The 11,995-nt window shown below is 60.7% G+C and carries 13 protein-coding genes; 3 read left to right on the top strand and 10 right to left on the bottom strand.

Annotation, left to right across the window (positions count from 1 at the left end; translation table 11 throughout):
* Nucleotides 1-11: 11 nt before the first annotated feature.
* Nucleotides 12-554: a tetratricopeptide repeat protein gene (locus tag ACPYOP_RS28155; RefSeq protein WP_481413551.1), complete on the bottom strand. Its 543-nt coding sequence runs from the start codon at nucleotides 552-554 to the stop codon at nucleotides 12-14.
* A gap of 196 nt (nucleotides 555-750) precedes the next feature.
* Between ACPYOP_RS28155 and ACPYOP_RS28160 the strand changes: the two genes are divergently transcribed.
* The 3 genes from ACPYOP_RS28160 (at nucleotide 751) to ACPYOP_RS28170 (ending at nucleotide 3,677) form a co-directional block, all read left to right on the top strand.
* Nucleotides 751-1,803 (top strand): type III polyketide synthase, encoded by a 1,053-nt coding sequence (locus tag ACPYOP_RS28160; RefSeq protein WP_481413552.1) that lies wholly within the window; start codon nucleotides 751-753, stop codon nucleotides 1,801-1,803.
* A complete protein-coding gene (locus ACPYOP_RS28165; protein WP_481413553.1) occupies nucleotides 1,803-2,300 on the top strand; it encodes an isoprenylcysteine carboxyl methyltransferase family protein in 498 nt (165 codons plus the stop codon). The genes ACPYOP_RS28160 and ACPYOP_RS28165 overlap by 1 nt, the downstream gene beginning before the upstream one ends.
* 129 nt (nucleotides 2,301-2,429) lie before the next feature.
* The gene (locus ACPYOP_RS28170; RefSeq protein WP_481413554.1) at nucleotides 2,430-3,677 is read left to right on the top strand and encodes an NAD(P)/FAD-dependent oxidoreductase; all 1,248 of its coding nucleotides are present in this window, start codon (nucleotides 2,430-2,432) and stop codon (nucleotides 3,675-3,677) included.
* A 9-nt stretch (nucleotides 3,678-3,686) separates the two neighbouring features.
* On the opposite strand, the gene ACPYOP_RS28175 is transcribed toward ACPYOP_RS28170, so the two are convergent.
* The 9 genes from ACPYOP_RS28175 to ACPYOP_RS28215 form a co-directional block, all read right to left on the bottom strand.
* Entirely contained in the window at nucleotides 3,687-4,214 is a 528-nt protein-coding gene (locus ACPYOP_RS28175) for a gluconokinase (RefSeq protein ID WP_481413555.1), read from the bottom strand.
* A gap of 264 nt (nucleotides 4,215-4,478) precedes the next feature.
* A complete protein-coding gene (locus ACPYOP_RS28180; RefSeq protein WP_481413556.1) occupies nucleotides 4,479-5,432 on the bottom strand; it encodes a peptide ABC transporter ATP-binding protein in 954 nt (317 codons plus the stop codon).
* Nucleotides 5,429-6,445 (bottom strand): ABC transporter ATP-binding protein, encoded by a 1,017-nt coding sequence (locus ACPYOP_RS28185; protein ID WP_481413557.1) that lies wholly within the window; start codon nucleotides 6,443-6,445, stop codon nucleotides 5,429-5,431. Before ACPYOP_RS28185 ends, ACPYOP_RS28180 begins: the two co-directional genes overlap by 4 nt.
* Nucleotides 6,445-7,353 carry an ABC transporter permease subunit gene (locus tag ACPYOP_RS28190; protein ID WP_481413558.1) on the bottom strand — a complete coding sequence of 303 codons (909 nt, stop codon included), beginning with the start codon at nucleotides 7,351-7,353 and terminating at the stop codon, nucleotides 6,445-6,447. The genes ACPYOP_RS28185 and ACPYOP_RS28190 overlap by 1 nt, the downstream gene beginning before the upstream one ends.
* Before the next feature lie 9 nt (nucleotides 7,354-7,362).
* Nucleotides 7,363-8,367: an ABC transporter permease subunit gene (locus ACPYOP_RS28195; RefSeq protein ID WP_481413559.1), complete on the bottom strand. Its 1,005-nt coding sequence runs from the start codon at nucleotides 8,365-8,367 to the stop codon at nucleotides 7,363-7,365.
* Between the two features lie 89 nt (nucleotides 8,368-8,456).
* Entirely contained in the window at nucleotides 8,457-10,052 is a 1,596-nt protein-coding gene (locus ACPYOP_RS28200; RefSeq protein WP_481413560.1) for an ABC transporter substrate-binding protein, read from the bottom strand.
* Between the two features lie 340 nt (nucleotides 10,053-10,392).
* Nucleotides 10,393-10,881: an iron-responsive transcriptional regulator RirA gene (rirA, locus tag ACPYOP_RS28205; RefSeq protein WP_481413561.1), complete on the bottom strand. Its 489-nt coding sequence runs from the start codon at nucleotides 10,879-10,881 to the stop codon at nucleotides 10,393-10,395.
* A 195-nt stretch (nucleotides 10,882-11,076) separates the two neighbouring features.
* On the bottom strand, nucleotides 11,077-11,424 hold the full coding sequence (locus ACPYOP_RS28210) for a VOC family protein (protein WP_481413562.1): 348 nt from the start codon (nucleotides 11,422-11,424) through the stop codon (nucleotides 11,077-11,079).
* A 143-nt stretch (nucleotides 11,425-11,567) separates the two neighbouring features.
* Nucleotides 11,568-11,995 (bottom strand): aldehyde dehydrogenase family protein (locus tag ACPYOP_RS28215; RefSeq protein ID WP_481413563.1); only part of this gene is annotated, 428 nt, incomplete at its 5' end.

Consider the following 11,995-nt stretch of genomic DNA (forward strand, 5'->3'; position numbering starts at 1 on the left):
CAGGCCCGCCGTTACAGGCTGGACGGGTTCTGGATTGCGGCGTGAAGATCGCGATATTCCTCGCAGCTCGTATTGCCGCAGAGCGTCTTGATCGTGCTCAACTGGTCCTTGGCGAGATCCAACTGGCCCTTGATGACGTAGGCTTCACCGAGATATTCGCGGACCAGCGTATATTTCGGGTCCATGGCGACGGACTTCTGGTAGTAGGAAATGCCCTCGTCCGTGCGGCCGAGCTTGCGGGTGGCGTAACCACGATAGTTCAGCGCCTCGGCCGTATTCGGGTTCTTCATCGTGTCCAGAACCGCCAGGGCTTCCTCGTAGCGATGATCCTTCTTAGCCAGCGAATAGGCGTAGTCGGCGCGATTTTCATCGGTGACGTTGGCGCTTTGCTGCTTGACGCATTTCTTCGCCTTCTGATCGTAGATCTCGCCCTTCTTGCAGGTCGGCGTCGTGCTCGAATCGTCGCCGGCGGCAAAGACGGGAACGGCAAAGGCGCCGAGGGTCAGGCTTGCCCCGAGGGCGATGGAAGCCAGGCGAAATGCTTTGGTCGTCATGAACTGTCTCCTTGGCAAAATGAACGTTGCGAGGGGAGAACACACCGCCGGCACATTTTATTCGGACGAGTCAGAGATTTTTTCCGCACATCCCATGCCGGAATGCCGTCACTCTTTCGTGACCGTTCCGGCATCGAATAGACCGTCGCCATCGCGTGTTTCCACCATATGCCCCTCAAGGGCGCAGGAGAAACCCGTGACCGATAGCATCAAACTTCTTAGCCTCGCCGTAGCAACACCCGACAACGTCATCCTCCAGACAGACGCCGCCGAGACGGCGAGCCGCCTGTTCTCGGATCGCTTTCAGGACTTCAAATATCTCGCCCGCGTGTTTGAGAGCACCGGCATTCGCAAACGCCATCTGGCGCGGCCACTTTCCTGGTTCGAACAACCGCACGGCTGGCAGGACCGTATGGCCGCCTATGCGGAGGTGGCATCCGAACTTTTCCGCCGGACGGCGACTGCGGCGCTGCAACGCGCAGGCCTGGAAGCCGGCCAGGTGGACTGCGTCGTTACCGCATCATCCACTGGGCTTGCGACGCCGAGCCTCGAGGCGCGGCTCGCTGGCGAGCTGGGCTTCCGCGGCGATATCGAACGCGTGCCGATCTTCGGGCTCGGTTGCGCAGCCGGCGTATCCGGCCTTGCCGTCGCAACCAAGATGGCAAGAAGCCGGCCGGGCGCTGTCGTGCTCTTCGTTGCGATCGAACTCTGCTCGCTCGCCTTCCGTCTGGACGAACTGACACGGCCCAACATCATTGCCACGGCGCTGTTCGGCGATGGCGCGGCGGCCTGCGTGCTGCGGGCAGGCGAAAGCGGTATCGTGGAGATCGAATCGACAGGCGAACATCTTTTCCCCGACAGCCTCGGCATCATGGGCTGGAGGATCGACGATACCGGCTTCGGCATCGTGCTGGAGCAATCGCTGCCGGTCTTTGCCGAGACGCATCTGAGGGGCGCCGTTGCCGGCATTCTCGAGCGATCCGGGCTTTTGATCTCGGATATCGACCGCTTCATCTGCCATCCCGGCGGGGCCAAGGTGCTGGTGGCGCTTGAGAGTGCACTCCGCCTTGAAGAAGGCTCGCTCGATATCGAACGCGAGGTGATCGGCGACTACGGCAACATGTCCTCTCCCACCGTGCTCTTCGTGCTGGAGCGCATGATCGCGGCCGGACTTCCCTCTCGCTCGGCATTGCTGGCCATGGGTCCGGGCTTCTCGGCAAGCTGCATCACCTTGAGGAGGGTCGCCTGATGCTGTGGCCATCGATCGCGCTTCTGACCTTCGTGACGCTGCAGCGGCTGGCGGAGCTCATCTATTCCAGGCACAACACCACCGCCCTGCTTGCCCGTGGCGCGCGGGAATATTCCTCGGAGCACTATCCCTTCATGGTGGCGCTGCATGCGGCCTGGCTGATCGGGCTATGGCTGCTCGCCATCGGCCAGCCGGTCGACCCCGGCTGGTTCCTGCTCTTCATGCTGTTGCAGGCATTGCGTCTCTGGGTGCTGGCAACGCTGAGGGAACGATGGACGACACGCATCATCATACTGCCGGGTGCCGCTCTCGTGAACAGGGGACCCTATCGCTTCCTCAGCCATCCGAACTATGCTGTTGTCGTCGGCGAGATCGCCGTGTTGCCGCTTGCCTTCGGCTTGCCGCTCTATGCGGCGATCTTTTCGCTGCTGAACGGCATTATTCTTGCAATCCGCATCCGCGCCGAAAACATCTGCCTGAAACAGAGTACCGCCTAACCGCATTTTTCAATTGCGCCGCCGAAATTTGGCAGGCATTTTCGATGCTTAGATCGCGCTCCAGGCACCGGCATTCGCTGTCTTGAAGGTCGCGCGACAATGCAATGAGCATGCGGATAGCAGGATAAGATGACAAAGGACGCAATCGTTCTCGGTGCGGGCATCGTCGGTGTTTCGACGGCAATCCATCTGCAGCGGCGGGGACGACAAGTCGTCCTCGTCGACCGCCAGCCGCCGGGCCAGGGAACATCCTTCGGCAATGCCGGCCTCATCCAGCGCGAGGGCGTCGTGCCCTACGGCTTTCCGCAGCAATTCGGCCTGCTGCTGCGCTATGCCTTCAACAATCGCATCGACGCGCATTATCATCTGCGCGCCCTGCCCGCGCAGATCGCCTTCCTCGCCCGCTATTGGTGGAACTCCAATACGAAGCGCCACCAGATGATTTCGCGCGCCTATGCGCCGCTGATCGAGCATTCCGTCAGCGAACACAACGATCTTATCGAAGCCGCGCATGCCGAGGAGCTCATCCGCAAGAACGGCTGGGTGGAGCTGTTCCGTTCGAGCGAGAAGCGAGACGCGGAATTTGCCGAGGCTGAGCGCCTAAACCGCGAATTCGGGATTGGTTACGACGCCTTGAGCAGCACAGAGATCGCGTCCGCGGAACCGCATCTCAGGGGCGACTTTGCCGGTGCGCTACGTTGGCGCGATCCCTGGTCTGTGCTGGACCCGCATGGGCTGACGGCAGCCTATCGCCGCTATTTCGAGAGCATCGGCGGCCGCGTGACGACGGGGGATGCCGTCTCGCTCGGCATGGCCGGCTCGGCCTGGAGAATGGTGACGGCGGAAGGGTCTATCGAGGCGGAGGATGTCGTCGTAGCACTCGGCCCATGGGCCGATATCGTCACGAAACGCTTCGGCTATGCCTTCCCCCTCGGCGTCAAGCGCGGCTATCACATGCATTATGCGCCGGAAGGCGATGCCGTCCTCAACAACTGGACGCTCGATGCCGAGCGCGGCTATTTGCTGGCGCCGATGAGCCGCGGCATCCGGCTCACAACCGGCGCCGAATTCGCCCTGCGCGACGCGCCGAAGACGCCGGTGCAGCTCGATCGCGCCGAGGCCGTCGCCCGCGCCACCTTCCCGCTCGGCGAACGGCTCGACCCGGAACCCTGGATGGGCGCGCGCCCCTGCACGCCCGACATGATGCCGATCATCGGCAAGGCCCCGCGCCATAAGGGTCTATGGTTCGCCTTCGGGCACGCCCATCATGGGTTGACGCTCGGGCCGGTGACGGGGCGCGTGCTCGCCGAGCTCATCACCGGCGAGAAGCCCTTCATCGATATCTCAGCCTATGCACCAGACCGATTTGCGCCCTGAATATTTGATTCAGAGAATCGCCTTGAGGCTTTTGACGGAGGCTTCGACAATGCCTTCGATCGTATCGTCGATATCGACGGTCACGACGCCGGGTTCGCCGGTCGGCACTTCCAAGGTCTGCAGCTGGCTTTCGAGCAATGAGGCCGGCATGAAATGCCCCTTGCGCTCGCCCATGCGTTTCGTCAGCAGCTCCTTCGAGCCTTCGAGATAGATGAAATAGAGGTGGCCGCCGGCAGCGGCCCGCAGACGGTCGCGATAGGTGCGCTTCAGCGCCGAACAAGTGACGGCAACCCCTTCGCCTTTCACAAGGCTTGCCGCAATTTCCTGGCCGATCTTTTCGAGCCAGGGCCAACGATCCTCATCCGTCAGCGGAATGCCCTTGCTCATCTTCTCGACATTGGCGGCCGGATGCAGCGCATCGCCTTCGATGAAATGGATGCCGAGCTTGGCCGCCACACCCTCGCCGATCGAGGATTTGCCGCTGCCGCTCACGCCCATGACGATGATGGCGAGGGGGGTTTTGGATGTTTCACTCATGTTGTTTTCTGCCTTGAATGACGGGGCCAATGATCGTCAGACGGATCCGCCGTTGACGCAGCCAAGTGCCTGGCCCCTCACCCTAGCCTTCTCCCCGTAAACGGGGCGAGGGAACGACGGAGCAAGCCAATCGGCGGCGATAACCAGGACGGAACCGGCTCTCGCTAGATCAGCCCCCTCTCCCCGCATGCGGGGAGAGGGTTGGGGTGAGGGGCCAGGCAGAAAGGCGCTGCAAAGCCGGATCTGCCCGACTCACAACCTGGATCAATCCAGCGGAAAGAAACAGGAAAATTTATGCGTTCCCTCGCCCGCCAGTTCCGGTTCGACCTGGCGGCACTTGTCCTGGGCGCGCCAGCAGCGCGGATTGAAGTGGCATCCCTTCGGCGGGTTGAGCGGCGACGGCAGCTCGCCCTGCAGGCGGATGCGGTTCTTCTCGCGCTCCGGATCGGCGATCGGCGTCGCCGACAGAAGGGCGGCCGTATAGGGATGACGCGGCCGGTTGAAGACCTCTTCGGCGGTGCCTGTTTCGACCGGGCGGCCGAGATACATCACCATCACGTCGTCTGCGATATGGCGCACGACGGAGAGGCCATGCGAAATGAAGAGATAGGCAAGTCCCATCTCTTTCTGCAGGTCCATCAAAAGATTCAGCACCTGTGCCTGGATCGACAGATCGAGCGCGGAGACGGGTTCGTCGAGCACCAGCACCTTCGGCCGCAGCATCAGGGCACGCGCGATCGCGATACGCTGGCGCTGGCCGCCGGAGAACATATGCGGGTAGCGATCGTAATGCTCGGGGCGCAGGCCGACGCGCGCCATCATCTCCTCCGCCTTGCGGCGGCGGGTGGCGGCATCGTCATCGGTGTTGATCTTCAGCGGCTCTTCCAGGATGGAGCCGACCTTCTGGCGCGGGTTGAGCGAGCCATATGGGTTCTGGAACACGATCTGCACGGCGCTGCGCAGGCTGCGGTCGCCAAGCTTGGCGGGCTTGCCGTCGATCAGCAATTCGCCAGCTGTCGGGTTTTCGATCATCGTCACCAGGCGAGCGAGCGTCGACTTGCCGCAGCCGGATTCGCCGACGACCGCAAGCGTGCGGCCCGACTGCAAGCTGAAGCTGACGCCATTCAACGCCTTGACAGTCGCTTCCGGTTTGAAGCTGCCGCGCTTGATGGTGTAGAAACGGGCGAGATCGCGCCCTTCGAGAACAGCGCCGGTCATGCGGCACCTCCTGCTTTTTGCGTGACGGCAATGCCAGGATGGCCGAGCGGCTTGCCATGTTCCAGCGGATAGTTGCAAAGGGTCAGGCCGAGTTCGGCGCCCTGGCGCTTGACGCCCTTGTCGCATTCCGGCGTGGCGAAGGAGCAACGCGGAGCAAAGAGACAGCCTCTGGGACGATCGTGCTGACCGGGAACGACGCCGGCAATCGATGGCAGGCGCTCGCCGACTTCGGCACGTTCAGGTAGAGCCGAGAGAAGCGCTGCCGTATAGGGATGATGCGGATCGCGGAACAGCTCCTTGACCGGCTGTTCCTCCACCTTCTGGCCCGCATACTGCACCTGCACGCGCTCGGCGGTTTCGGCAACGACGCCCATGTCGTGGGTGATGAGCACGAGCGCCATGCCCTGCTCCCGCTGCAGGCGCACGAGCAGATCGAGGATCTGCGCCTGGATCGTCACGTCGAGCGCGGTGGTCGGCTCATCGGCGATCAGGAGCTTCGGATTGCAGGCGAGCGCCATGGCGATCATGACGCGCTGGCTCATGCCGCCGGACATCTGATGCGGGAAGTTCGACAGCCGATCTTCAGGCGCGGGAATGCCGACCAGATTCAGAAGCTCGATCGAGCGCTCGCGACGCGCTTTGCGGTCGAGGCCCATATGGATGCGCAGGGTCTCGCCGAGCTGGAAGCCGACCGTAAAGCACGGATTGAGGCTCGACATCGGCTCCTGGAAGATCATCGCCATGTCCTTGCCGATGATCTTGCGGCGCTGGCGCGAGGAAATGCCGCGCAGGTCCTTGCCATCGAACATCATGCGGTCGGCGGTGATCTTCGCCGTCCAGGGCAGAAGCCCCATCATGGCGAGCATGGAGACCGATTTGCCGGAGCCGGATTCGCCGACGATCGACAGGATTTCGCCCTTGTCGCAGGTGAGCGAAACGCCATCCACCGCCCGGAACAGGCCGGACGAGGTCTGGAATTCAACGGATAGGTTTTCAATATCGAGGAGTGCCATTACGACCTCTTCAGCTTCGGGTCGAATGCATCGCGCAGGCCGTCGCCCATCAGATTGATGGCGAGCACCGTGATCAGGATGCAGAGACCGGGGAAAGTAACGAGCCAAGGGTTGCTCTGGAAGAATTCACGGGAGTCCGCAAGCATCGTGCCCCATTCCGGCGTCGGCGGCTGGGCGCCCTGGCCGAGGAAGCCGAGAGCGGCGGCATCGAGAATGGCGGCCGAGAAGGCAAGCGTCGCCTGCACGATCAGCGGACCGAGACAATTCGGCAGGATCGTCTTGAACATCAGCCGCAGCGGACCGGCGCCGGCAACACGCGAGGCGATGACATATTCCTTATCACGCTCGGTCATGACGGATGCGCGCGTGAGACGAACGAAATGCGGCTGGTTGACGATGGAGATCGCGATCATCGCATTGGTCAGGCCAGGCCCGAGGATTGCCACCAGCACCAGGGCCAGCAGCAATGACGGAATGGCAAGGATGATGTCCATGACACGCATGATGATCGTATCGGTGCGGCCGCGAACGTAGCCGGCGACGAGGCCGATGAGGACACCGGCGACCGCCGAAAGTGAAGCGACGACCAAGCCGATGAACAGCGAGAACCGCGTGCCGTAGATGAGGCGCGACAGAAGATCGCGGCCATTGGCATCGGTGCCGAGCAGGAAGCTGCTGTTGCTGCCCTCCGCCCAAGCAGGCGGCAGGCGCTGCATGTCGCTGCCGTAAGCGGCATCGGGATTGTGAGGCGCCACGACGCCGGCAAAGATCGCCAGAAACAGGACGAAAAGGAAGATCGCAAGGCCGATGACGGCACCCTTATTGCGAGAGAAGTAATACCAGAACTCCGCAAGCGCGGAGGGGCGGTCGGATTTGACGCTAACCGTTTTGACGCTAACCGTGCTCATGGGCCGCTCCTAGTGACGAATGCGTGGATTGACGAAGCCGTAGAGCAGGTCGACAGCAAGATTGACGAGCATGACGATGCCGGCGATCAGCAACAGGCCGCCCTGCACCACCGGATAATCGCGCTTGAAGACGGCGTCGATCATCCATTTGCCGATGCCCGGCCAGGAGAAGATGCTTTCCGTCAGGATGGCGCCGCCGAGCAGCACGCCGACCTGCAGGCCGATCGTGGTGACGACGGGGATCATGGCGTTGCGCAACGCATGCACGGAAACGACGCGCAAGGGAGACAGGCCCTTGGAGCGGGCCGTGCGCACATAATCCTCGCCAAGCACTTCCAGCATGGCGGAGCGCGTCTGGCGCGCGATGACGGCGAGCGGAATGGTGCCGAGCACGATGGTCGGCAGGATCAGTGAATTCAAGGCAGACCAGAAGGCGCCCTTCTGACCGGACAGGAGGCTGTCGATCAGCATGAAGCCAGTGATCGGCTTGAAGAAATAGATGAGGCCGATGCGGCCCGAAACCGGCGTCCAATGCAGATAGCCGTTGAAGACGATGATCAGCAGCAGGCCCCACCAGAAGATCGGCATGGAGTAGCCGATGAGGGCCACGCCCATGACGCTCTGGTCGAACCATGTACCGCGCTTGACGGCGGCGAAAACGCCGGCCGGGATGCCAAGACAGATCGCCAGGATCATGGCGCAGATCGACAGTTCGAGCGTTGCCGGGAAGAAGGTCAGGAAGTCGGTCAGCACGTCACGTTTGGTGGTGATCGAGGTGCCGAGGTCGCCATGAAGGGCGCTCCAGATATATCGGCCATACTGCACGACCATCGGCTGGTCGTAGCCGAGATCGTGGGAGATCTGCGCATGGCGTTCCGGCGACATGACACGTTCGCCCGACAGCAGCATGACAGGATCGCCGGGAAGCAGGCGGATAAAGGAGAAGGCGACGATCGACACGCCGAGGAATGTCGGGATCAGCACCGCAAGGCGGCTGAAAAGAAATCGCAACATGACAGTTGTCCAAATTTTTCCGGCGGTCAGACAGAGTGCCTGACCGCCGGGTCGCCCGGCCGTCGCCGGACATTCTCACAGATTTTTGGTTATTCGGCGATGTCGACGCCGTCGAAGCGATGAACGCCGACCGGATCCTGGAAGTAGCCGGAGACATTCTTCGTCATCGGGATGAACTCTTCCGAATGGTCGATGGTCATCCAGGGAGCTTCGCGCTTGAAGACGACCTGAGCCTCTTCGTAGAGCTTGGTGCGCTCCTTGACGTCGGCGGTCTGCTTGGCCTTCTTCACGAGACCGTCGAACTCCTTGTTGCACCACTGCGCGCGGTTGTTGCCGCCGACGGCATCGCAGCCGAGCAGCGTGTCAAGGAAGTTGTCCGGATCGCCGTTGTCGCCGGTCCAGCCGAGGATGGCCGCACCGTCGCGGTCCTTGGCGGAGGAGAGCTTCAGGTACTGAGCCCAGTCATAGGTGACGATTTCGACCTTGACGCCGATCTTGGCGAGGTCCGCCTGCATCAGCTCGGCGGCGCGACGCGCGTTCAGCATGTACGGACGCGAAACCGGCATTGCCCAGATCTTCATGCTGAGATCCTTGACGCCAGCCTTTTCAAGCAGCTTCTTGGCTTCGTCCGGATTGTAGGCGTCATCCTTCACGTCCTTGTTATAGGACCACATGGTCGGCGGGATCGGGTTGGTCGCAACCTTGCCGGAACCCTGGAAGACGGCGTCGACGATGGCCTGCTTGTTGACGGCCATGTTGATCGCCTTGCGGACTTCGACCTTGTCGAACGGCGCAACCAATGTGTTGTAGGCGAGGTAGGAAACGTTCAGGCCGGCCTGTTCGAGAACCTTGAGGTTCTTGTCAGCCTTCAGATCCTTGATGTCGGCTGCGTTCGGGTAAGGCATGAGGTTGCATTCGCCGGACTTCAGCTTCTGCGCGCGGACGGATGCATCCGGCGTGATCGCGAAGACGAGATCGTCGATCTTTTCCTTGCCCTTGAAATAGGTTTCGTTTGCCTTGTAGCGGATGACGGCATCCGGCTGGTAGGCGACGAAGGTGAACGCGCCGGTACCGAGCGGCTGCTGGTTCATCTGCTCCATCTTCTTGTCGGCCTGCAGCTTGTCTGCATATTCCTTCGACAGGATCGATGCGAAGTCCATGGCCAGATCGGCGAGGAAAGGAGCTTCCGGATGGTTCAGGACGAACTTGACGGTGAGATCATCAACCTTGTCGATCGACTTGATGAGCTTCGGGAAGCCCATGCCGTCGGCATATTCATAGGAACCACCGGCAACATACTTGGCCCACGGATTGTCCGCACCGAGCTGACGGCCGATCGAGAAGATGACGTCGTCGGCATTGAGATCACGCGTCGGGGTGAAGAAATCGGTCGTCTGGAACTTCACGCCCTTGCGGAGCTTGAAGGTGTATTCCTTGCCGTCGGGGGAAACGGTCCAGCTCTCGGCGACGCCGGGTTCGACCTCGGTGCTGCCGTGCTTGAATTCGACAAGGCGGCTGTAAACCGTGCGCGAGGAAGCATCAAATGTGGTGCCGGCGGTATAGATGCCGGGATCGAAACCTTCCGGCGAACCCTCCGAGCAATAGACAAGTGTTTTCGACCAGGCGGACGTCGCCATGACAGAAGTCAAGGCTGTCACTGCCAGCAGGACAGAAATCTTTTTCATGATATCGTTTCCCAGGTTTGTTATTCTTCTGAAGCCGTGGACACCACCAGAGGTTCCCATCCGGATCGGGCCGATGGAACTTTATTTTAAGTTTGAAAGCAACAAGCGCCGCCTAAAATTTTTCCAATTTGTAGAGTTTGGAAATTTTTGGACGAAAAGACCTTTGAATTGGTAATATTCTGGCAAAATTTTGCACGGTTTTAGCATATTCAGAACGATTTGATATTTTCTTCTTGCACTCCGCTAACCGTTTATTGCCCGTATAGGAGGCAATATAAATGAAAATCCGCAGCTACCGGGGGCAGCCGCGGACAAAGATGATCGAAGTCGGGACGAATGATCAGGCAGCAGGCGCCGAGATCGCAGGCTTCCTTGTGATCGCCTTATGATCCGCGTCGGTCAGGCCGAGCAGGAAGTTGATCTGCGGACGCGCCTTGACCAGATCGTCGATGGAATATTCGGCCAAAACATCGAAGAAGGCGTTCAGGGCCTTGCGCAGTGCGGAATTGAGACCGCAGCTATCGACCAGCGGACATTCCACCACGCCGTCCTCGAAGCATTCCGCCATGGCGAAACTGTCTTCGGTGACGCGAACGACATCGAAAAGGCTGATATCGGTTGCGGGCTTGCCAAGACGCACGCCACCATTGCGGCCACGCACGGTTTCGACCAGACCTGCCTTGGTCAGCGGCTGCAGGATCTTGAAGAGGAACAGCTCGGATACGCTATAGGCCCTGGCGATTTCCGGAATGCGGCTCAGATGGCCATCATTGGCGGCGCAATACATCAGCATGCGCACCGCGTAATTGGTCTGCTTCGTCAAACGCATGCCGATCTCCTGGAATCGAGGCTGCTTAGGGGCTGGACCCGTATATAGTGGCTTTCTTAGTTTTGAACAATTCCAAAATATGAAATTCATATTCACGTTATGTCGAAAGCAGCGACCGTCAGGTCTCGTCCGTCCCTGCCGGCGCCACGGCATGGCTAGCCCAGCCGAGCTAGCCCTCCAGTCCAGATCTTGCGTTTAAGGGGAAGACACCCAGACAGCCATTTCGCAGCCGCCGGGCTCGCGAAAATGGAACCGGCGGCCGCCGGGGAAATCGAAGGCGGCTCGGGTGATGACGCCGCCGGCGAATTCGACGGCGCGTTGGGCCGCTTCCAGATCGGTGGTGCGCACCACGGGCAAAGGCGTGCCGGCGGCCTCTCCCGCATCCCCGTCTATGCCGGCATCTATTCCGGCGGCCTCGATGACATGATAGGTCGGCCCATAGCTGACAAAGCTCCACTCGAAGGCCTCCTCGAAGAAGCGGCGGGTCTTCAAGCCGTCTTTCGACGGAAATTCGAGATAGTCGATCTGATAGGTCACAGGCACGGTGCGGCCCTCCAATTGTTCTCGTTTTGTTCTAAGTCAAAACGATGACACAGACAAGATCACTCTATCGAAAATAGGCGCAACAAAAAACCGCCGCCCGAAACGTGCCGGGCGGCGGTCGATAATACCAATGGTGGCGATGCTTACTTCATCGTCGGCATGACGAATTCGGCGCCATCCTTGATACCGGAGGGCCAGCGGGCGGTGATCGTCTTCGTGCGCGTCCAGAACTTGATCGAATCCGTGCCGTGCTGGTTGAGATCGCCGAAGCTGGAAGCCTTCCAGCCGCCGAAGGAGTGGTATGCGAGCGGAACCGGGATCGGAACGTTGACGCCGATCATGCCGATGTTAATGCGCGAGGCGAAATCGCGGGCCGCATCGCCGTCACGGGTGTAGATGGCGACGCCGTTACCGTATTCGTGCTTCATCGGCAGCTCGAGGGCTTCCTCGTAGTTCTTGGCGCGAACGACCGAGAGAACCGGCCCGAAGATCTCGGTCTTGTAGATGTCCATCTCTGGCTTGACGTGGTCGAACAGCGTGCCGCCGACGAAATAGCCGTCTTCATAGCCCT

The sequence above is a fragment of the Rhizobium sp. KNZ2-6A genome (assembly GCF_056755475.1).